The organism is Verrucomicrobiota bacterium (assembly GCA_027622555.1).
Classification (GTDB): domain Bacteria; phylum Verrucomicrobiota; class Verrucomicrobiia; order Opitutales; family UBA2995; genus UBA2995.
The window spans coordinates 31,409-53,796 of sequence record JAQBYJ010000014.1 but is presented as its reverse complement, the minus strand read 5'-3'; the positions used below and the strand labels follow the sequence as shown (position 1 = coordinate 53,796).

Here is a 22,388-nt window from a genome sequence, read left to right as displayed (position 1 = left end):
GTCCTCGCGAACATTAGCCAAACGTCCATCGAAGACCGGGAAACCTCTTCTTAATCTTTCGCCCTAATTCTCAGGAAACAGGGGAAGGTGTTGATAGCCGAATCCGAAACCAGGACCAACATGGTTGCGCTATCCGTGGTGGGGGTGGTTGGCAACGGATCCCATGTCTTCATATCTGTCGATTTCTCAATCGACAAAGTCACATCGGCGGACTTAGCAAATCGACTGATTGTAAATACCGCTCTCCCTAAAGAGTTAAAGGATAGTTCAGGAGCGTCAGGAACCGAGTCACCATCATTGGGAAGACTGCCCACAGCCCACTCAAAGAAATTATTCGCCCAGTCTCCGTCTGGATTGTCTGAGGCAACAGTTTCATCACCTACTTCGAAGCCATCAATCCAGGCGGCAAACCCCTCTAAAGCCTTGGTGTATGTCCGTGAAGCTGTGACACTCGGGTCGAGTTCGCTTTTAAAGACTTTGGCTTTTACGGTTGTGGTTTCGGTAATAGTGATGGCACCGGAATAGAGGGTTGAACTCGCTGTCGGTTCCGATCCATTCAAGGTGTACCTTATCTGAGCACCTTCGGCATCCGTGGTGATCGTTACATCAACAGAATCGCTGAATCCTCCAAAGGAAGGAGAAATAATCGGAGCAGCCAGCACTTCATCAGCAGCCTCCACAAGACCGGACTGCTTGATAAAGCCATCATCCTCATTATTAAAACGCCCTCCACCAGCAATGATGAATGAGTTGTTGAAAAAGATGACCGCATTTCCTTCTTCAGTCGCCTCGGCCTCGACTTCTTCCCATATCTTTCCGTCGCTGGATACCAAGTTCACCGTGGCATCCGCATTGTCCTCGTCTTCACCGATCGCGTAAAAAACCCCGGCTCCGAATCCAAAGGCGTGCACATCGTGTCGGTTTCCTTGCTGTAAAGTCTGCCAACTGATGCCACCATTTTCTGAAAATACGACTCGGGAGTTGAATCCGCTCCCGATAAAGATGTCATTAAAGTGGGCAATCGTATCTAACCCGGCATTCGAGTTCAGATCGCTATTGTCTTCCAGATCCGTCCAATTAACTCCATCGGAAGTACGGAATAGGTACAGTCCTTCCAGTTGATTGGTGAAATCGAACCCACCGACCACAAATACGCCTCCGCCGAATCCTATACCCAGTCTTGTGGAAACACTCAATCCAAGATCCACTGCGGTCCAGTCGCCTCCATCTTCCTGCTTGTATACCAGGTCTCGGTCTCCGACCAGAATGATCAAGCTGCCTTCTTCATTGCAGGCAACATCTACAAACCCGTTACTGGCCCCTCCTGCCAACGCTGAAGCCTCAAAATCTCGAGTCCAGGTCTCGCCATCCGACGAAGTGTAAATCACGCCCTGCCATCCATTCACATCGAAGTCATAGTCTTGGCCAACGGCCACAAACTCGGACCCGGTCCAGCAAATACTGTTAATGGAAACATTTAACATACCGCTTGGGCTCACATTGGTCCATGTCTCACCGTCAGTCGATCGGAGTAGAGTCGACTTCCCACCAGCCACAACATGAGTGCCATTTTTGGCCAGAGAAAACATATCTTTTGTAGAGCCAAAGCTTCGGTCTGTCCAGGTGTTCAATGGATCTGAAATGGTAATCTGCTCAGAGGCTGTCATGGTTCCGCCCTTCATATCACTTACAGTGACTGATACCGTATAAGTACCTCCTACCGTAAAAGACGCGTTGATAGAATCGGAACTTTCGTATACTTCTCCATTTCCGAGATCCCAGGAATAGGCAAGGGTATCGCCATTGGTGTCGTTACCCGTGGCAGAAAAAGCGATAGAAGCTCGCGCATCTCCAGTAGCCGGCGCGGTGATCGAAACGGTTGGGGCACTATTTCCAGTGAAGGCCCCTACATTTACCACGACATCCAGATACTCATTTGGTGAACTACCACCGACCGCGATGGGGGTGATGTGCACTTGAGCTGTCGTATCTGAATAGGTCCGACCGAGAGAAATCCCAGCATCCTGACGTTCCCCTTCCGACCCGGGAGTTGTATCAATAATCCAACCCTGGTTTCTATCAGTCCCGGATGGAGGTCGCTCCCACAAAATGTATGCCCCTCGATAATAATTGGCGTTCGATTCAAAAGCTCGACGGAAACCTACCCAGTAATTTTCGTTGTTGGTTTTTTTGATTTCCAGGCCCTGCAATCCGTCAGACTTGGCGTTCTCATGGTCGAAGCGAAAAATTGTGCGTTCATATGTCCCATCACTGTCGATGGTTTCAACCTGACTTTCCCCCAACCAACTTAGATAACGCTTCGCAGCCATATGGAAGTGCCCACGTGTGGAATCTCCATCACCCATAACATCCCAGAAGTCGCCGTATTCTTCATTCGCCCCAGAGGTATCGACTGGGTTAGTAGAGGCAGTATTTGTGCTGTTAAATACCCAGTAGTTTGAATGACTGAGTCCATAATTATGGCCAAACTCATGGATGATCGTTTCCGAGCTGGCTACGCCATTCAGCCAGTGGCGAGAATCGGCGCCACCGACGGTTCCCAGCCCAGCCCAGCCTACTCCATCAATTTTTGGGAAAACAACCCCTACGATATCATAAGTATTATACGGATCTCCGGGTACATCTACCTGATATAATGCGACAGCCTCATCGAACAGATCCGACTCATCGACACTATCACCACCTCCAGTGAAGGCATATTCCGTACTAACCATGCTCACCTCATAAATCGCCTCTGTAACGGTCGCCGTCATCGACGTTTGGTCGTAGGAGTAATTCACAAGTGCATCCGAAACAGGTCCATTAATCTGAGTTTCCAAATCCGACTTGCTGATCGGAGCATCGGGTTTGTCCGAGAAAACGACCCGGATAAACAGCGAGGTTTTATCCCCGGTCGTATCGTTTATGGAGAGTTGCAATTGACTATCCTGAATTTGTTTAATTGGAAATCCTTTTGCCTGAACATTCTGAACCTCCTCTGAATAGATGACCGAACTTCCTGTATATTTTCCAGGCAACTGATCAAACCCATGCACCAATTGCTCCAACTCAGCCAAAGTCTCTTCATTTGAGAAAAAGAAAACAAATCCACCGGCTACCGTGGTAACCGGGTTTGGTCCAAGCTCCTCTCCGGTTAAGAAGTCCAACTCAGGATCCGGATTCCCGATGGGTAAGGTTTCGTGAGCCCAATCTGCATCTTCCCCGTCCACGACATCAAATACTTTGGAATCGAGAACTGCCCAACCATCCAACTCTATTCCCTGGATGGGGACATCCAATTTGGAGAGACCGGTACGAGCCTCGTACTCGTCTCCAATTCGAAGCCGAGTTTTATCCTCGAGGTAAACACTCACATGATATTGAGGGGTATGGTCCTCATGGTCACAAATGGCAGTTACTTGAACATCGCCCGTTGTAGTAAACGGTTCTTCAACCATAGCCTTAATGTTTTGGGGCAGCGCAGCATAATCAGCATAGCCTATGGCGGCTCCCAATGCGGCAGCACTATTGGTTTGAATTAATTGAAGCATGGGAGACCGCCGTGCCTCGGCGATTTGCAACCCTTGCTGCAAGAATCCGTCCTCTCGATTACCTCCACGAAATTCAGACATCCAAGACTGAAAATCCAGGATTTCTTTAGTATCGATCGCTAAGCCTGCTGCCGGTGTTGAATCAGTGTTTCGGGCAACGCTTTCAACCGATTGGTTTGAAGCAGAATCCTGCTGCTCCACTACCGGCTGGAATCGAAGCCAAACCACTGAAGACAAAATTATTATTAAAAGAAACGAGAGAGAGAAACGTGTACTAAGGCGCATATCAGCTGAATAGAGTTTTGGTCGATTTCGTGGAAGTCAATCTGAGAGCTTTCCCATAATTTAGACAAGGAGCCGATTCCTTCTGAGTGGGTAATATTCATCCAAAACAAATGTAGGACCGACTTTAGTCGGGAAGCCGGGATTCACGAATCGCGGTTTCCATCCGTCGCCTAAGGGCAATGGCAAAACACGTTGGCGGACTGAAGAAAATTGTTTGTGCTCAAGACTGGAAAGAAGTGCAGTAAAATACAGCACAGACTTCCTAACCAGATCTTTATACCCCATTTTGCGGCGGATCAAAAATCCAACCCTATGATTTTGTTAACAATGATTCTGTCTCTTTTTTTAACAGAATAATGGGTACAGAATCATAGTTGTTTTGATCCCTTTGAAGGGGTGGCAGGTCGAATCCGATTCTTTCCAGGGGGTAGGCTGCCGAGTTCTATTCTCCAGACGGAGGTGAGAAATTGAATTTCTCTATGGGTGAAGGCGTGTTAGCTTCCTTCATTAAAGATTCGAGTTCAGCGATCACCTTTGGAAAACGAGCGGCCACATTGGTTTGCTCATACGGATCCTTGGACAAATCATAAAGCTCCAAAGCCGCACGTGGGACTTTGTCTATGTCGTACTTCACGCCCTTCCAATTACCTTTTAGAATCCCCTGACGACCGCCTCTTTCGTGGAACTCCCAGTACAAGTATTCATGTTCAAATTGCTCGCCATTTCCGGTCAGGGTTGGCAGAAATGAGATGCCATCGATTGATGCAGGTGAAGCAACTCCAGCTACCTCAGCCACGGTCGGGAATACATCCCAGAAAGCAGATTTGTGATCCGATTCTGACCCTGCTTCAACCACTCCTTTCCAGCTGGCAATCATCGGCACGCGAATTCCGCCTTCGTAAAGATCGCGCTTAACACCACGCAATCCACCATTGCTGTTGAAATAGGCGGGGTCGTGGCCGGCCTCCTGGTGTGGTCCGTTGTCTGATGTGAAAATAATGAGGGTGTTCTCCTCCAGCCCCAGCTCTTTGACCTTGGCAACAATTTGACCCACGTGCTCATCGAGCATGGTAACCATGGCGGCAAAAGCCGCATGTCCTTCTTTTTGTGAACCGTAGGAACCCACGCGATACATCGGGTGGCCTTCATCGGCCCCTTCGTACGATTTTTCTGGAGGAAATTTTCCGCGAAAACGAGCCATGTATTCCTCAGGAGCAAACATTTCGGCGTGTGGCACCACATGAGGCACATAACAGAAAAAAGGCTGATCCTTGTTTGCTTCAATAAACTCGAGTGTTTTTTCCTGAATCAATACCGGCGCGTAAACACCTTCGGCAGTTCCTGTATTTTCCGTCAGTTCAACCCGCTGCTCATTATGCCATAGATGATACGGATAATAATTATGGGCGAAGCGCTGACAGTTATAGCCGAAAAATTCATCAAAGCCCTGCTTTATTGGATCCCCTTCACTTCCGGGGAAACCAAGTCCCCATTTACCAAAGGCACCTGTGGCATAGCCTTGTTCTTTAAGAACTTCTGCCAGAGTCACCGTCTCGTCAGGTAAAGGTTCCTGCCCTTCCGGTTGAATTTCTTTATTTCCGCGGATGGGTGTATGCCCGGTGTGCAGCCCCGTCATAAGACAGGAGCGTGACGGCGCACAAACGGTACTTCCAGAATAGTGCCTGGTAAAACGCATGCCGCTAGCTCCCAACGCATCCAGATTCGGCGTCTTGAAATGCGTCTGGCCCCAGCTGCTCAAATCACCGTAACCGAGATCGTCCGCTAAAATATAGATTATATTGGTCGGTCGACTCTCGGCGAGGTCGGAGCTGGGCGAACAACCCACGAAAAAAAATACCGCGCAAAGCAGCAACAAACTATAGGGTAAACGATTGAACATGAGGACAGAGCGAATCCGGCTCCAAGAAACGAGTCAACCCTCCGCCAACAAATTTGGTTTAATAATTCGCTGAATTCTCGACAGGCTTGTATCTGCTTTTAAATTCTGGTTGCTTTTGCATATTCGTCTTCGATTCGGAGCTTTTCCGAAACGACTCAATTACCCTATGAGATTTATGACCCGATTCCTTTCACTTCTCTTAATCTGTTCAACCTTAGTAGGTCTTAGCGGCCAAGAACGGCCACCTGTGGTGAGCTCGTCGAAGCCAAACGTCTTGTTCATACTGGCCGACGACCTCGGCTGGAAGGATACAGGCTTTATGGGGTCTACTTATTTTGAGACGCCGAATCTTGATAAATTGGCTGCACAAAGCATGGTCTTTACCCAAGCCTATGCAGGGGCTGCAAATTGCGCACCATCGAGAGCCTGCCTCATGTCGGGACAAGCTTCACCACGACACGGCATTTACACGGTGAGTCCATCGGACAGGGGAAACGCGGTCACCAGAAAACTGATACCTACAAAAAACGTCGACCACCTTTACGACGAAGCCGTAACGCTCGCAGAGGTACTGCGTGGGCTGGGCTATCAAACCTGTCAGGCAGGAAAATGGCACTTGGGCGACGACTCGCGCACCCAGGGGTTCGACCGCAACATTGGTGGCTGGACAGTGGGAAGTCCGAAAGGAGGCTACTTCGCACCCTGGGAAAATCCATTCCTCGAAAGCGGACCTGATGGCGAATACCTGACCGACCGGATTACCACTGAGGCATTAGGATGGCTTGAAGAAAGAGACAGGAATCGGCCTTTCTTTCTCTACCTCCCCTACTACGCCGTCCACACGCCCTTGCAGGCTAAACCCGAGTTGATAGAAAAGTACGAAAAGAAAGGACCTCAAGGTGGTGTCGACAATCCGGTTTATGCAGGGATGGTGGATAATATGGACACTCAAATCGGACGCGTCCTCAGCTACCTCGAAAGTGAAGACTTAAAGAAAGACACCTTAATCGTCTTTTCCTCAGACAATGGAGGTATTCGTGCGATCGCACCTCAGGACCCCTTACGCGCAGGAAAAGGATCCTATTACGAAGGCGGTATCCGGGTTCCTATGACGGTATCCTGGCCAGGACATATTCAACCGGGCACCCAATCAGATGCACAAGTCACCTTTGTGGATTGGATGCCAACATTCGCCACTCTCTTGGGAGCAAGTTTACCAAATCAACCGTTGGACGGTATCGATTTTTCTCCCGTACTGTTGGGCAAAGGGAAAATGCCGGAACGCTCTTTGTATTTTCATTTCCCTATTTATCTGCAAACTTACCATCCCAACAAGGATGACGGACGAGATCCTCTTTTCAGAACACGACCCGGTTCTATAATCAGGAAGGGGGACTGGAAACTCCACGAATACTTTGAGGACGGAGCCCTGGAACTCTACAACCTCGCCACGGATCTCGGAGAAACCAACAACGTTATAAAATCTCATCCCAAGGTGGCGAAGGAGCTCTATGAAGAATTGAAAGCCTGGCGCAACCGTGTAAACGCCCAGGTTCCCACAGATCCCAATCCTGAATACCATCCAGTTTTGGCAGCCGATTTCTTGATCAAAAGTTTAAACAACAACGGAAGATAATCCCAATATGAAATATTTCACCATTCTCATACTAGCGCTCTCATTAGGCTTCACAGGCTGTAACAAGCAAAAAGAGGCAAGCACTCCTAAAAATGTTATCGTACTATTAGTTGATGACCTCGGCTGGGCGGACCTCGGCTGTTACGGAAGCACCTTCTATGAATCTCCACGAATCGACGCCTTCGCCAAAGAGTCAGCTCGCTTCACCAACGCGTATACCCCCAACCCTGTTTGCTCCCCTACCCGCGCAGCCATCATGACGGGCAAGTATCCCTCTCGTGTGAACATCACCGATTGGATTCCCGGAAAGGAAGAACCCGATGCACGGCTTGTAACTCCGGAAGATCGTTACAACCTGGCACTTGAAGAAGTCACCCTTGCGGAAGCACTCAAAGAACACGGCTACCAAACCTTCTATGCAGGCAAATGGCATTTGGGCGACGAGGGCCATTATCCACAAGACCAGGGATTTGACATCAACAAGGGCGGCCACGACAGGGGCAGTCCTCCTGGAGGCTATTATGCACCCTTCAACAATCCTCAATTGGAAGATAAACCCGATGACCGCTACCTCACGGATCGCTTGACCAACGAATGCATCGAATTCCTCGAAACGCGCGATGCCGAAAAACCATTTCTCATGTATATGGCTTACTATACCGTCCACACACCGATCCAGGGATGGGACGAATACGATGACTATTTCGAAGAGAAGAAGAAGGGTCTTCCCAATGGCGGTGAAATCGTCACACGCCAGGAGCACATGGGAGTTACCAGGCTCAACCAATCGGATCATAAATACGCCGCGATGATGAAAGCACTCGATAACAGTGTGGGACGAATCCTCGACGCGGTTAAGGCGATGAACCTCGAAGACGACACCATCATCCTATTCTCTTCGGACAACGGAGGATTATCCACTTTGGCGAGACCAGGCCCTACCTCAGACGTTCCACTACGAGCTGGCAAGGGCTGGTGTTACGAAGGCGGAATTCGAGTACCGCTAATCATTCGCGCACCAGGAATAAAGACCTCCAATAAAACCATTGATACACCAGCTATCAGCATGGATTTCTTTCCCACCTTACTCGACCTGGCCGGACTTCCTGCACGACCGGAACTACACAGGGACGGCATCAGCCTCAAACCTTTGATAGACGGAAAGTCGGTTAAGGACCGCTCCCTCTTCTGGCACTACCCCCATTATCATGGGTCAACCTGGACGCCGGGCGCTGCCATCCGGGACGGAGATTGGAAGCTCATTCAATTTTACGAATACGAAAAGGTGGAGCTGTATAACCTCAAGGACGACATCGGCGAAACCAACGATCTTTCCAAAACACGTCCGGAAAAAACAGCGGAACTGCTCGCCAAACTCAAGGCGTTGCAGGCGGAAACCGGCTCGCAGATTCCCTATCCGAGAATTTGAGTTTTTACCTTATTTGCAGGAGTAGCTTTCCTCAGGAATCCACAGCTATGGCGAAGGATGGAACGGGACCTTCTGCATCAGCTCACTTTGTGTGGTTTTTTAGCCGGAAAGGGTCAATGGTGCCAGGGGAATTTCAGCGTAGGTTGGTTGGTGTAACGATCGTGGTAGATGGTTAGCTCAGCGCCGGCCCCAGGTTCCAGGCGCACCACGAAATGGTTGTTATTAACCGCCAGGGATGTTTCCCCGGTTTCGACGCGCGTACACTGGTGTTCTCCATATCCACCGGTTTGCAAAACCACGTCGCGGGCTTCCACTTGGTTGATGTTAACCAGCGTGACCTTGGTCCAGTCCTCGTGCATGCCCGTGACCAGGGAGGCCACGTCTTCGGGCAGCCCGGCACGATACCCTGCCGGATCGAAATAACGCACGCGGCAGTGCAGCACATACATCTTCGCGGCGATGTAGCCGCCCTGCATCAGGCGGTTGAGTTCCATCATCGGTTCCAGAGGATTGTACTGGGCAGGCCAGTCAGCCAGCCGGGTATCTGCGGTGGTGGGATCATTACGCAATTCTTCCATGCTTTCGCGGATAATGGACAACTGTCTGCGTAGCGCCTGTTCCGGGTAGTCCGGTTCCTCGCCTTCCAGAAAACCAATCCAGCCTTTTTTCGGAATGCGCTCCAGATCCTTGCGGTTCATCGACCAGAGGTAAATTTCGGTCATGCGCGGCGTCCAGTAGCTTTCCGGCACGTAATGATACCACTTCGGCTCCTTGCCCCGTTCGTGTTCCAGATCCCACATGTGGCCTTCGGGCAGCGGGCCTTTGAGCGGCCTGGTCTTGTCGTAACCGATGCCGTATTGACGCGGGATCAGGGTTTGGCCGTTTTCCACTTTCTTTTCGGCATACAGATTGTCCATCTGACGCCGCAGGACGTCGATATAACGCTGGTCGCCGGTCAGCAGCAGGGCGTTGGCAAATCCGGGCCACATCCCGTGATGCACGTTGTTGTGATACTGTTGCTTGTTGTAGGCCGGTTCCCAGAATGAAAAATCCCAGCCATAGGTCCCGCCGTACCATTTGCCGCCGAACTCACCCCCGATGGAGCCGTCGAGTCCGATGTTGGAGGGAATATTGCCCCCGTTCCGCTCGATACGCTCCTTCCAGGCATTCACGTATTCCAGCAGCCAGTCCTTGTATTTCGGTTCGTGTTCCAGCATGTAGGCGTTCAGGGCCAGAATGGTGGTAACCAGGTTGAGCGGATTGTCGCCGGTGCTGTTGCCGAAGCCGTCAAAGTGGGAGAGCATCAGCTCGTAGTTTTCCATGAAGTCGAACATTTCACCGCCGCTGGTGTGGTTGAGGATAAAACGGCCTTCCACCGGGTCGCCCATCCAATCCTCCTGGGTGGCCATGCCGATGAGGGGTCCGTCACTGCCGTTGAAAATGCTCCGGATAATCTTCACTTCCGGATCGTAGTTTGGGGCGTGGGGATCCTCGTTCATGTAAAAACCGGCGAAGCGGCGGATGCGCTCCTGGAAAATGGCATCCTGAGGATCGAACAGGGGCTGAAAGAAGAAGCCGCGCAGGCCTTCCCCCTGGTGAAACCAGTCGGTCTGGCGACGGAAATCTTTGTAGTAATCGGAATTCCGGGCGATCTTGGTGGTTACCGAGGTGACTTCCTTGTATTGCCGCAGGTGTCCTTCCTGCCCTTTCAGAAAGAGCTGATAAATGTTTTTCGAAGCTCCCAGCGCGGGAAGCAGTGTCATGTTGGCAAAGGTCTCAATGGCATCGTCGGGTCCGTCCAGGCTGCAATTGCGCGGGGTGTGCAACAGGTAGCCCCGCTCGTCCAGGTAGACCCGGCAGAATTCTTCGATCGATGCCGTATTGGCCTTAAGAACTTCCCTCTCCAGGAGAGCCCAGTTCGGAGCCGGCATCGGCGTGGTGACGGTGAGGGTTTGCGCGGAGAGACAGGGTATCCACAAGAGCAGGATGCAGGTAAGTCCGGAGAGGTATGTATTAGAAACGGGTTTTTTCATGGGAAACTGATTCGTACTTAGGGTGGTCAATTAAATTTGATCCGAGCAACATAAAGAGCCCCGGACACAATGACAATCATAGTGTGTCCGGAATGGCCCACAATTCTTTGCAATCTGAGCAAATGCGGGGTTCAATTTTATCCACGGGGAGAATCCGGTTTCTCTGTCTACAGAACCACTCAATCCAATTTCCTTGCAACCGGGATGGGTAGGGCTACTGCGTCCCCGCAGTGCCGTGTATTTCCAGAACATTCGGCGGCGGTGCGGGGACGCACTCGCCCTACCTGTTTTACAACCCGAATCTGGAAACCAACTGCGGTAATGTTCCAACTCCCCGCACTTTTAATTACACCCTTGCACGTAACATATTCATAGAGAAAAAAGGACCCCATAAGCAGTATGAAGGAGACAAGTCACGGTTGTTTAGGGATCTTTCTTAGGAATGGGTGGTGGGATGGTTAAAAGGACAGGGAAATTCCCGATCTATTACAATGTGTAAAACGAAATCCTGACAAATCATTTCATCAATGATTCAATAGCCAGAATCGAAGAAAGGTAACGGTATATTTCTTGTGCGGGATTTTTTTTTACTCAATAACCAATAAACCAGCGGCCTTCTTCACTTGAAGCGTGTATTTCAGAAGGGAAACTGTGGCATTCTGCACTTGCTCCTCCTCTTCGCTCCACTTGCGTTCTTCGATGGCTTCGCGAATTCCTGGAAAGGATTTAACTCCATAACCGGTGTAAAATCCCGGTGCGTAAACCTGATGACGAAACCACGGACGTAGGGTAATCCTTCTTCACGTATCAAGGGCCAAGGGTATGGGGACGGACCTGGCCAAGGGTATGGGGACGGACCTAGTTGTTTAGTGTTTTATTGCGAATTTGCTCTTGATCTAAAACAGTTTGTGTTAGTGCCTTTTCCGAATTCTCAATCAATACTCTCATCCCGGATTTCAATTCCTCTTGTACCTGAAATCAAATTGCTCTAAACAACTTGGTTCGTTCCCATTTTTCGCCCCTTGCCGCACAGTCTGGTTCAGAGCAATGCAACAACTGGACTCCGTTTCAGGGCAAGTAGAACTTCGTCCAGGTACTTGAAATATTGCAACCTGATTGCAATATTTCAAGTACCTGTTAAATCGGAAAGCGTCAGGAAAAGGATGATGGGGGCTGACCGAGAGCAGTTTAATCATAAACTGTCTTATGTCTGAATTATTGGTAGGACCTGATCGCCACCCCGGGGAGCACCTCGACGACATCACCCACGAGCCGTTAAGATTCGGCGGGAAAAATTGGGGCCAACGCAATGTTGATGGCGTAATGGTAAATCGGGCAGGTTCCGTTTTCCGCCGGTTCCCAAATCAATACGGATTCTCCCAGCTCCACCGCAAAGTATTGATCCTTACCTTCGGTCACTTTCATGCCGAGATCATTGGCGTAACACGAGAACAAGGCATCCGGTTGCGATGTATACAAAGTCAGCTCGATAAATCGTGTCTCGGCTTCCTTGGCTTTGGGGCTGACGCCGTGCTCCATGCCGATGACGCCGTCCCAGCCATTTTGGTAAAGGTGGCGTCGGTATCATATAGACGGATCCAGCCAACTCAGTTGCTTGAATCGTGAAAAGCCCTGATCGAGGCTAACCAAAGTCGCCTGGTTTTCCATGGCAATAGCCGCCAACCACGCGTCGTTCACATCGTTTCCACTCAGTTCCAGCTGGCTTAGGAGCTTTGAAAAGATTTCGGAATGACGGGATCCAGGTGCCAAGCGGGAGACTCCTTTATATGACCACAGGTCTTCATTCCAGAACGCCAGGACATCACTTGACGGCATAGATAGAATTTTCGGGTGGGTTCCGATACGGAGAAGAGAGATTTCCACCACTTCGGTCAGTCCAATCGAATCACCCTGCCTGGCCCGCGCCTGCAACCAGGACCGACAAACTTTGTGGCAAGGCGCATCCTTCCGCAGTGCATTCAACAAGATATTGGCATCTGGAATGTAAAGTGCCATTCCTAGGCACTTCCCAATTTCTGCAAGTCGTCTTCCAGCAAAACCGCTTCAATGGACTTCTTCAAATCCTCGCCGGATGGATAGGGAGCCTTGCCTTCGCATACCCGGAGATTCCATTCGCCAGCCACGCTGGCCGAACCCTGGTCAAGTCGTCTACGAAGGCTGTCCTCAAGATATTTCGTTAAAGAAATACCTTCCCGTGCAGCTTCCATTTTAGCCTTGCGGTAAAGCTGGTCATCAATGCGCAAGGTTGTTTGCATGACAGAAATCTGTCACGTGACATACATATGTCAAGATTCTATATTTTACAGTGAAAAAAAGGGGGTTCTACGCAAAACATTAACATAATCGCTGGAATACCATTATTTTGGTTTGGATGTGGGTTAGCTTCAGGAAATAAGACGGAAAACAGGGACAGGTAGCTCCTAGTTTGCTTTGTATGTGAAGCTCGGCGTAACAAGGGAATTTTAGTCTTCTTCGTCCGGTTGTAGATCGATACAAATATACTAAAACCTGTCCCCGTCCTGCCATCCTTCCTCAACTTTTCGCCAAGGGAAGCAGGAAAAGTTTCTCGCCTTTCAATGTTTAAGTTTCTACCTTTGAATCAAATTCGCCTGCCGCCTTTTTGATCGGCTGATGTTTATTCACCTACCCGAAACAACCTAACCCCCAATTTTATGTCTTCTCATTTTTTACGAGTATTCTCTGTTGTTATTCCACTGGTTCTCTGCGGCAGTTCTTCTTTTTCCAAGAATGCCAAATTAAGCTTTGAGCATCCCAGGTATGAACTGCCGGAGTATTTGGCTGACCTGTTGAGCAAGGAAGACAGGGAGCTTTATACCCGTTTACTGAACATCAACATTGAGTCCGCCTGGGGTTATTTGAGGTCGCATGGCTATCCCTACTGTTTTACCAATGCGGTGGAACCGGTTGCCGATGATATGCGGCTGGTTGGCCGCGCACGCACGGGACGGTATTTGCCTTTCAGGCAGGACCTGGCGGATGAATACAAAGAGTTACAACTCAACTACCGCTCAGCGGAAGACGCGCAGCCAGGCGACGTGATTGTGTTTGATATGGGAGGAGATATTCTCGCCAGTCCGAGCGGCGATGTGACCTCCACCCGGGCCATGGTAAACGGCTGTTCCGGAATCATCGTTAACGGTGCGATGCGCGATGTCCCAGCCTTTATAACCATGGGCATGCCTTTGTTTACCAAAGACGGCAAAGGACACGCTGGTGCGGTCAAACCCCGAACCACTAGTTGGGATTATCAGGCACCGGTTCAGGTGGGGGAAGTGACCATCGTGCCCGGCGACTACATCGTGGGTGCCATTCACGGAATTTTGGTGATTCCCGCCCATATGGTCGAAGAGGTCCTGGCGGACGCCGAGCACCACACCTTTAGGGAAGACTTCCAGCGCCAACTGATACTGGAAGGAAGATCCATGATCGGTGTCTATCCACCCAATGAAGAGACCCTGAAAGCCTTCGAAGAACACCTGGAAAAAATGAAAAAGTAATTTGTTACCGCAGGTCGCTATGCTTTAATTTCTCAAGGCAGTTTAAGATCCTGCGCATGTTGTCCAATGTTAGAGAATCGATTGAAGTTTCTTTATCGATAGCACCCGTATCTTGTCGCTTTTGTCGCAATTCCTTTCACCGGGGTAAACGACATACAACAAATCCAGTTTTAGATCTTCCATCGCTATGCGCATCGAAGAACTATTTGTGTGATCGCCGGGAAAATAAGTGAAAGCAGCATCCAGCAGATTGTTCTTGGCTATTTTTTAAAGTAGCTGGATGCTGCATCCGTTTGGTCGAAAATCGTCGTTATACATCTTACAATCTAGCCCGATTATATAAGGACTGAACCGGAAAGCTAGAGACAGCTTAAATGACAAAAAAAGTCGTTCAATTTAGTATCTATCCGACAGTTATCATCGGTTGCTTTGCTGTTTATCACCTCTTAAGACTGACTGAATTACCTATCCAGTTGAGCACTTACATCGCAGTATTTCTGGGGGCCTTCCTTGTCACCGGCCTGGAATGCATTTTTCCACACCGCAATGAGTGGGCTCCAGGAAGGACCGATGTTGGAAGCGACTTCACTTTCATGGTCGTTGTTCAGATTGTTTTGCCGAAATTACTTTCATTTTTCGTTGCAATCACACTGCTAAGGCAATTGCCATCGATTGAATCCCTCAATGGCATCTGGCCGCATGGATGGCCATTGGCATTGCAAGCGGTGATCATGCTGGCCACGGCTGATTTATTCCGCTATCTGTTGCACCGGACTAGTCACGAATGGAGTGAACCCTTGTGGAGGTTGCATGCTGTGCACCATTCGCCGCACAAACTTTATTGGCTCAACGTGGGTCGCTTTCATCCCATCGAAAAATCGATCCAGTTTCTTCTGGATGCGCTTCCTTTTATTTTGCTGGGAGTGTCCGAGGAAGTCCTTGCGCTGTATTTTGTTTTTTATGCCGTCAATGGCTTCTTCCAACATTGCAATATTGATGTGAAACTGGGCCTCCTCAATTACTTGATCAGCGGTCCCGAACTCCACCGTTGGCATCACTCCAGGTTACCGCACGAATCTAATAAAAACTACGGAAACAACCTCATTATCTGGGACGTGCTTTTCCGGTCCCGTTACCTTCCAGCAGACCGGGAAGTTCAAACACTGGGACTGCTAAACCGGGACTATCCCTTGGATTTTCTGCACCAGATGCAAACGCCTTTTATCAAAGGTGCCGACCAACCGGGAATTCCTGAGGATTAACATGAACAGGCTAATTCTGTGGGTCATTCATTTGAAAATGCTTCTCATCCGTTTTTGCCTGTGGAAACCGTTCCTCAAGAAATTGTCCCAACCGGAAGCCAGCCAGAAAGTACTTCTTCGCAAAATACTGCAAACGAACAAAGATACCGAATTCGGCAGGCAATACGGGTTTGAGAGCATCCGGGAATTTTCCGAATACGCGGCGAAAGTACCGATCCATCAATACGAGGAATTGAGGCCCTACCTGGACCGGCAGGAATCGGGAAAAGTTCATGTACTCTGTTCAGAGCATCCTGTTATGTATGCTCAGACCAGCGGCACCACCTCAAGACCGAAACTAATCCCAATCCTGCCAAAAACCGTTTCCAACTACCAGGCCAGTCAGCAAATATTTTCCTACGCAAGCTATTCCACCATTCCAGGTCTCTACGACGGAAGAATTCTTGCCATTGTCAGCCCGGCCATCGAAGGGGTCCTGCCAACCGGGACACCCTATGGTTCCATGTCCGGTCTGATTTATGAAAGCATGCCTCGGCTGCTTCGCTCGAAATATATCCTTCCCGTCGAGGTATTTGCCATCGAAGACTACGCTACAAAATACTATATCCTTGCCGCTTTCGCTTTGTCGGTGAGAGACATTTCGTTCATTGCTTCTGCTAATCCCTCCACTTTTTTAAAAATCGCCAGTGTTATATGGAAGAACTCGGCCTCCCTGATTCACGATATTAGTACCGGTACCATCTCCGGCGTTGATACGCTGGACCCGGAAAAGAAGGATAAAATCAAAGCGGCATTCCACAAAAACGAGGCTCGTGCTCGCGAGCTGGATACGCTCTTTGGCCGACCTTTGCCACCGAAGTCCGATCAAGTCTGGCCCCAACTGAAGGCCATCTTCACTTGGCTAGGCGGCAGTTGCCACGTATATGTGCCCACTCTCAGAAACTTGCTCCATGAGGATGTCCGCATTATTGAAATGGGATACCTGGCCAGTGAATTCCGAGGCAGCATCACAGTGGATTCCCGCAACAACCACGCCGTTCCCGCCATCCACGAGAACTTCTATGAATTTGCCGATCGCTTGGAGTGGGAGTCCGGGAAGAAAGATACACAAACCATTGAGAAAGTTGTGCCAGGCAAGGAATACTATATCATTACCACCACCCAGTCCGGACTTTACCGGTATTTCATTAACGACGTGGTCGTTTTTGGAGAACTTTACCAGAAAACTCCAACCTTGAAGTTCCTGGAAAAAGGCTCCGGAGTCACCAACCTCACTGGAGAAAAACTACACGAAAACCAGGTCAATGAGGCCATGACACAAATCTTTCAATTCCATGGGATCAGCTATACGTTTTTTCTCTTACTCGCCTGCGAAGAAACCAGGAGGTATCACCTGTTCATTGAAGAACGGGCCGCTTTTATTTCCGATATAGCCTCCGAGCTCGATTCCATCCTTACCTATTCCAATATCGAGTACAAAAGCAAAAGAGCCAGTGGTCGCTTGCACGCTCCGGATCTAACTCTGTTGCGCAAGGGAACAGGAGACACCTACAAGAGACACTGCCTCCAGTCAGGTCAGCGGGAGGCTCAATTCAAATACCTCTGCCTCCAATACAAAAACAAGCAATCCTTTGACTTCACCCCTTATTTCCTATTATCCAGTGATCAATCATCTCTCCATTAAGGAAATCAATATTCCGTTCAACGTTAGCTTCAAGCATGCCTCAGCCGAAAGAACTTCCACCCAAAGTATCTGGATCACAGTTCGTTCTGATAGTGGACACATGGGTCATGGAGAATCCTGTCCCAGGGAATATGTCACTGGAGAATCTGTTGCCAGCGCCATTGAGTTTTTTGAGAGACACCACAACTCTATTTACCAGCTCAACAGTCTCGATGCATTAATATCCTGGATGTCCTCCAACAAGGCCCGGATCGACGAACAACCATCCGCCTGGTGTGCCATTGAACTCGCTTTGCTGGACCTCTTTGCACGCGAATCAAACCAAACGGTGGAAGCACTGCTAGGCTTGCCGCAGCTTGAGGGCGTCTTCAGATACAGCGCCATTCTTGGTATCGAAAAACCAGAAACTTTTCAAAAACAACTGCAGCAATACCTGCATTTAAAATTCAGCCAGTTTAAAGTGAAACTCTCCGGGAATCTGGAGGACGATCAAGCACGTTTCCAGATCCTCGGGGACCACTGGAGCGATGAGAATAGCCTGCGACTTGACGCAAACAACCTCTGGTCGAATCCGAAGGAAGCCAGTCGCTACTTAAACGCACTGGATAGCCCCTTCACGGCAGTTGAGGAACCTCTTCTAGCCGGTCGCTTCGAGGAAATGATGGAAGTCGCTCAGGAAACCGGCAAACGTATCATCCTGGACGAGAGCTTGGTCCGTCTCGAGCAGTTTGAAAATCTGCTTTCAAATCCAGAGTATTGGATCATCAACCTGCGGGTTTCAAAAATGGGCGGCATTCTGCGGTCTCTCGAAATAGCGGAAAAAGCGACCACACTAAAAATCCCTCTCATCATTGGAGCGCAAGTGGGTGAAACCAGCCTGCTTACCCGGGCCGCTTTGACTGTTGCCCACGCCCACCGAAACAATATTCTCTCCCAGGAAGGCGCGTTCGGAACCTATCTCCTTTCCAGGGACATCACTGAAAATCCACTTATGTTCGGAGAAAATGGCCACCTGAACCCAAAGGATTTCCTGACTCCTCAGGAATGCGGATTCGGGATCTCAATTTCCCACTTCTAATAGGTCATTTTTATTTTAGTGGAAGCTCTCACAGATCCAATGCCATGGGAAAAGAATTCTGGCATGGTGAGCAGCAGATGCATTACCCGTTACCAGAGCGGTAGCGGCCGCTGCGAATGGGCTGTCCTTAATAAATTGTCGACGATTCCTAGCGGGAATCGAAGATGAGTTTTCCTGTAAAAGCCCGATTGAAACTCGACGCTAAGGGCCTTGCAACAACGAACAAATGGCGAATCAATCTGGCAGGACTTTTGCGTTGCATTCAATAATCCGATGATAAGACTGCCCGCCCGCATAGGAAAAGCTTTCCGAAGCGGCTAAGTATTTGATCACCGTCGACATGGACACACCTGCATTTTCCGAACTGGGCCTCGAACCCGAATTAATTAAGGCCATCGATAAGCTCGGTTACGAGAGCCCATCTCCAATCCAAGCTTTGACCATACCGCTCCTATTGAGCGGAAAAGACGTGGTTGGCTTGTCCGAAACGGGTTCCGGAAAAACGGCTGCATTCGGACTTCCGGCACTGCAGATGATCGACACTTCCGTGAAAGCGACTCAAGTATTGATCCTGTGCCCCACACGCGAACTGACAGTTCAGGTGTGTGAGGAAATCCACAAGCTGGGGTCGCATGTTAAAAATCTGGCTGCTATCCCCGTGTATGGCGGAGCACCTATTGACCGGCAAATTCGTTATTTAAAACAAGGTTCCCACATCGTAGTCGGCACCCCGGGACGTCTCATGGATCACATGGAACGCGGCACTCTCGACTTGAGCCAGACTCGAATGATTATTCTCGATGAAGCGGACCGCATGTTGGACATGGGATTTCGCGACGATATGGAGCACATTCTTGGACAAGCACCCAAGGAACGACAAACGCTATTTTTCTCAGCAACGATGAACAAAGGCGTTGAACGCCTCATCGAACATTTCGGTAACGAGCCTGAGCAGGTGCGCATTCATCGGAAAACCCTGACAGTTTCCACCGTTGAGCAGTTTTACTTTGAAGTACGCAATCGTTCAAAAATTGAAGTCGTATCCCGACTCCTCGATATTGACCCGCCTAGACTGGCCATTATCTTTTGTAACACCAAACGCATGGTAGATGAATGCTGCGATGCACTGATCAACCGAGGCTATTCTGCGGACCGAATTCATGGTGATATTACCCAAATTGGCCGTGAAAGAGTGTTGAAAAAATTTAGAGGCGGACAGGTAGAGATTCTAGTAGCAACGGATGTGGCTGCCAGAGGTCTGGATATCGATGAAGTAGATGCCGTGTTTAACTACGACCTTCCTCAGGATCCCGAAGATTACGTTCATCGTATTGGTCGGACAGGGCGCGCGGGCCGTGAAGGGAAAGCCTACAGTTTTGTTTTCGGTAAAGACATTTACCGCCTAGGCTCAATCGAGCGTTACACCAAACACACCATTCAAAGATCGAAAATCCCATCCCAGGAAGACATCGAAGGGAAAAAGGCCGACGTGATCCTGGAACTGGTGAAGAGCAAATTGGAAGCCGGTGATTTTAAAAACTATGGCGATTGGATGGACAGGCTCCATGACCAGGGTCACACTACCACCGATATCGCCAGCGCGTTGCTTTCATTGTTAAGAGAACAAAAAGGACGCGACGGGGAAGCAATCGCCGAGGATACAGAACTCTTAAAACCCGAACGCAGTCGGTCGTCCTCATCCGGTAGACCTGAACAACGCAAACGCTCCTACTCCAGGGGAAAATCAGGAGGTGGAGGCTCCAGGTTTTCACGCGAGCGAGGAAGTGATTCTTCGGACCGACGTTCCTCAGACCGCCCTCGTTCGGATCGCCCTCGTCCAGATCGTTCCAAGTCAGAGCGTCCGGCCACAGACAGACCGCGTTTTGAACGCCCTTCGTCCGGCGGACCTCGTTCCGATGGACCTCGCACAGAACGGCCTCGCCCTGAAAGACCATCTTCTTCAGACAGACCAAAGCCAGCCTTTCGCCCAAAGACAGCCTTTCGCCCAAAGACAGATTCAGCGCCTAAACCCGGCGGTCATCCGTTCGGTGAGAGAAAAGTGGGTGATAAACGCACCAAGAAAAATCGCACCGACAAAGACAAAGGCAAACCGTCCTGGAGTAAGCGTACCAGTCGCTGAAACTTGGTGAGAATCAAAACCCTGTGGCAGTTACCGAGGCCTTGGCCGACAGCAAAGCGAACAACAACCACAGGGTATGAAATATAAGAACAAGCTCTTTTCTCTTTTGCTCGCAAGAATCCATCTGACATCGTTGGTATTCGATTCGCGACCAAGGTCACTCCTACAGCTACTTTCGCGTGTCAAAATGTAGGAGCCAGCTTGCTGGCGATCTCCGCGATTTCAAACTTTCCCTTCAGTCACCGACCCCGCAGCAAGACCACGGGGAATAACAAGTTTAAATCCTTCTGTCTTGCACCCGATCGAGACTCCTTTTCGAATTAGGTAACATAAGAAATCCACTCTAAGTTAACATTGTTAATATTGGACCGGTATTCCGAACTTCGATTGCGGGTTAAGAAACAAAAACACATCATCAGAAAATTATGGACATCACTGCGGAGAAGCCTTGTCAGGCAACTAGTAAAGTTTTACCTGTAGAGTCTTGAATACCAGAATTTCCATAAAGCATGGACTATTGCACTGCCTCTTTGGGTTGATGCTAATGGTGTCATTGGGCGAGCAAGGGTTAGAGGCCAGAGAAGATCTGATCCTTTCACTCAAAGAGGTTTTAGGTGAACCGCCGGTAAAATCGTCGAACTTTAAGATCAAACCGCGGGAAACTTTCTTCAGTGTGGTGAAGTCAGCTGACAATCCAGAGATGGAAAAACTCCTCCAAAAACAGCAGATTGGCATGTTCCTGACAGAAGATGAACAGGTGCTGATGGATGAATACACTTTGGGTGGAAATGTTTCAGGAGCCAACTCAGTCATGCGAAGGATTTACCCTCCGGTGCTCAGTTGGTCCGAGACGAATGTCAAAGCCGCCTCGGGCAATCGGTATCCTTTTATCTACTGTACTCCCAATGCCTCAGGTCCCTTTCCAACTGCATTGGTGCTTGATCCGGAAATTGCCCAGCAATTTGTGGCCGGGTTAGAAGAATATAATCAAGTGGTCCGGCGGATGCCAGTCGAAGCAGACCCTCCCTGGGAAGAGCCCTACCGCGGTCGTTACATCACTCACAGCCCAATCGGAAATCAATTAATGTGTCATGGCGTGAGTGTAATTATCCCCATTCGAGATTCTCTGGAAAAGGCCAATGAGATCGCGCTGGAGGATTGGAAGTCGATTCTTGAATACTACTCCAAGAAAAAGCAGCTGGATCCTCAAAGCCTGTTTCTTGTAGCGACCAAAGAGTTTGCAGGCTTGGCGATTCGCCTGGCTTCGTCCTATCCGTTCATAGGGCTCATGCTCGAAGAACCTGAGGAGGGAATATTTGAAACCCGATTCCCACAAGATCAGGGCGATGCAGTAAAAATGATGGCGCTTCAGGAAACCTATGAAGCAACACTAAAAGACCTTGAATGCCCTACCCTGATTTTCCGGCACAAACAAAATCCGGCTCTCAACATGAACGATGCACTCATTTTGAAACCACTCATGGGCTGGAAACGTCCTCTGTTCATGAGTTTGACAGATTACCCATTAAGACGTTTGGGCACTCAGGAAGGTGGTGACAGTGAAGCCTCGGAAAATCAGGAACCGGATCCACGATTTTCTTATGATGCAGATTCTGCGAAGAAAATAACCCAGCGCATGTTGTATTTCATTCAACAAAACGGAAAATCTGCTTTGAATCTATTACCCGAAGAATCTACGGAGCCAAGATCCCGAAACCAGTCGGATAGCCTCCTTAAACAGTTTGATCAAATGACAAGGCGGCTTACTGACCTAACGGAACAATACGCTGACGGCGGAAACACTGGCGACGAATTCGGCGACTCGGGAAATAATTTTGAAAATTGAGTTGA

At 49.4% G+C, this 22,388-nt stretch carries 14 protein-coding genes and 1 pseudogene; 8 read left to right on the top strand and 7 right to left on the bottom strand.

Features of this window, described 5'->3' with window-relative positions:
• Positions 1 to 50: 50 nt before the first annotated feature.
• The gene (locus O3C43_05925; protein MDA1066022.1) at positions 51 to 3,779 is read right to left on the bottom strand and encodes a chitobiase/beta-hexosaminidase C-terminal domain-containing protein; all 3,729 of its coding nucleotides are present in this window, start codon (positions 3,777 to 3,779) and stop codon (positions 51 to 53) included.
• Positions 3,780 to 4,278: 499 nt separating this feature from the next.
• Positions 4,279 to 5,736, bottom strand: a complete 1,458-nt coding sequence (locus O3C43_05920) for an arylsulfatase (protein MDA1066021.1) — start codon at positions 5,734 to 5,736, stop codon at positions 4,279 to 4,281.
• A 175-nt stretch (positions 5,737 to 5,911) separates the two neighbouring features.
• On the opposite strand from O3C43_05920, the gene O3C43_05915 reads away from it, so the two are divergent.
• Together O3C43_05915 and O3C43_05910 are read left to right on the top strand one after the other, a co-directional pair.
• A complete protein-coding gene (locus O3C43_05915; protein ID MDA1066020.1) occupies positions 5,912 to 7,372 on the top strand; it encodes a sulfatase in 1,461 nt (486 codons plus the stop codon).
• A gap of 7 nt (positions 7,373 to 7,379) precedes the next feature.
• Positions 7,380 to 8,801 carry a sulfatase gene (locus O3C43_05910; GenBank protein ID MDA1066019.1) on the top strand — a complete coding sequence of 474 codons (1,422 nt, stop codon included), beginning with the start codon at positions 7,380 to 7,382 and terminating at the stop codon, positions 8,799 to 8,801.
• 113 nt (positions 8,802 to 8,914) lie between these two features.
• Here O3C43_05910 and O3C43_05905 read toward each other — a convergent pair whose 3' ends face one another.
• The 5 genes and pseudogenes from O3C43_05905 to O3C43_05885 form a co-directional block, all read right to left on the bottom strand.
• Positions 8,915 to 10,834, bottom strand: coding sequence for a hypothetical protein (locus O3C43_05905; protein ID MDA1066018.1), 1,920 nt, complete (start codon positions 10,832 to 10,834; stop codon positions 8,915 to 8,917).
• 587 nt (positions 10,835 to 11,421) lie between these two features.
• Positions 11,422 to 11,619 (bottom strand): annotated as a pseudogene (locus tag O3C43_05900) (hypothetical protein).
• Positions 11,620 to 12,109: 490 nt separating this feature from the next.
• Entirely contained in the window at positions 12,110 to 12,373 is a 264-nt protein-coding gene (locus O3C43_05895; GenBank protein MDA1066017.1) for a hypothetical protein, read from the bottom strand.
• 45 nt (positions 12,374 to 12,418) lie between these two features.
• Complete coding sequence (locus O3C43_05890) at positions 12,419 to 12,850, bottom strand: PIN domain-containing protein (GenBank protein ID MDA1066016.1); 432 nt, start codon at positions 12,848 to 12,850, stop codon at positions 12,419 to 12,421.
• A gap of 2 nt (positions 12,851 to 12,852) precedes the next feature.
• Positions 12,853 to 13,110: a CopG family transcriptional regulator gene (locus O3C43_05885; GenBank protein ID MDA1066015.1), complete on the bottom strand. Its 258-nt coding sequence runs from the start codon at positions 13,108 to 13,110 to the stop codon at positions 12,853 to 12,855.
• Between the two features lie 417 nt (positions 13,111 to 13,527).
• Here O3C43_05885 and O3C43_05880 point away from each other — a divergent pair, with 417 nt between their 5' ends.
• From O3C43_05880 to O3C43_05855, 6 genes are all read left to right on the top strand, one after another.
• Positions 13,528 to 14,373 carry a hypothetical protein gene (locus O3C43_05880; protein MDA1066014.1) on the top strand — a complete coding sequence of 282 codons (846 nt, stop codon included), beginning with the start codon at positions 13,528 to 13,530 and terminating at the stop codon, positions 14,371 to 14,373.
• A gap of 374 nt (positions 14,374 to 14,747) precedes the next feature.
• Positions 14,748 to 15,635, top strand: coding sequence for a sterol desaturase family protein (locus tag O3C43_05875; GenBank protein MDA1066013.1), 888 nt, complete (start codon positions 14,748 to 14,750; stop codon positions 15,633 to 15,635).
• 1 nt (position 15,636) lies between these two features.
• Positions 15,637 to 17,319 (top strand): GH3 auxin-responsive promoter family protein, encoded by a 1,683-nt coding sequence (locus O3C43_05870; protein ID MDA1066012.1) that lies wholly within the window; start codon positions 15,637 to 15,639, stop codon positions 17,317 to 17,319.
• The gene (locus O3C43_05865) at positions 17,297 to 18,397 is read left to right on the top strand and encodes a hypothetical protein (GenBank protein MDA1066011.1); all 1,101 of its coding nucleotides are present in this window, start codon (positions 17,297 to 17,299) and stop codon (positions 18,395 to 18,397) included. The genes O3C43_05870 and O3C43_05865 overlap by 23 nt, the downstream gene beginning before the upstream one ends.
• A gap of 340 nt (positions 18,398 to 18,737) precedes the next feature.
• Positions 18,738 to 20,537, top strand: a complete 1,800-nt coding sequence (locus O3C43_05860; GenBank protein ID MDA1066010.1) for a DEAD/DEAH box helicase — start codon at positions 18,738 to 18,740, stop codon at positions 20,535 to 20,537.
• A gap of 484 nt (positions 20,538 to 21,021) precedes the next feature.
• Positions 21,022 to 22,383: a hypothetical protein gene (locus O3C43_05855; GenBank protein ID MDA1066009.1), complete on the top strand. Its 1,362-nt coding sequence runs from the start codon at positions 21,022 to 21,024 to the stop codon at positions 22,381 to 22,383.
• Positions 22,384 to 22,388: the final 5 nt, after the last annotated feature.

Coding starts and splice junctions, on each gene's coding strand:
- O3C43_05880 (MDA1066014.1), top strand. CDS start 13,528: ATGTCTTCTCATTTTTTACGAGTATTCTCTGTTGTTATTCCACTGGTT.
- O3C43_05905 (MDA1066018.1), bottom strand. CDS start 10,834: ATGAAAAAACCCGTTTCTAATACATACCTCTCCGGACTTACCTGCATC.
- O3C43_05875 (MDA1066013.1), top strand. CDS start 14,748: ATGACAAAAAAAGTCGTTCAATTTAGTATCTATCCGACAGTTATCATC.
- O3C43_05890 (MDA1066016.1), bottom strand. CDS start 12,850: ATGGCACTTTACATTCCAGATGCCAATATCTTGTTGAATGCACTGCGG.
- O3C43_05870 (MDA1066012.1), top strand. CDS start 15,637: ATGAACAGGCTAATTCTGTGGGTCATTCATTTGAAAATGCTTCTCATC.
- O3C43_05885 (MDA1066015.1), bottom strand. CDS start 13,110: ATGCAAACAACCTTGCGCATTGATGACCAGCTTTACCGCAAGGCTAAA.
- O3C43_05860 (MDA1066010.1), top strand. CDS start 18,738: ATGGACACACCTGCATTTTCCGAACTGGGCCTCGAACCCGAATTAATT.
- O3C43_05895 (MDA1066017.1), bottom strand. CDS start 12,373: ATGGAGCACGGCGTCAGCCCCAAAGCCAAGGAAGCCGAGACACGATTT.
- O3C43_05910 (MDA1066019.1), top strand. CDS start 7,380: ATGAAATATTTCACCATTCTCATACTAGCGCTCTCATTAGGCTTCACA.
- O3C43_05920 (MDA1066021.1), bottom strand. CDS start 5,736: ATGTTCAATCGTTTACCCTATAGTTTGTTGCTGCTTTGCGCGGTATTT.
- O3C43_05915 (MDA1066020.1), top strand. CDS start 5,912: ATGACCCGATTCCTTTCACTTCTCTTAATCTGTTCAACCTTAGTAGGT.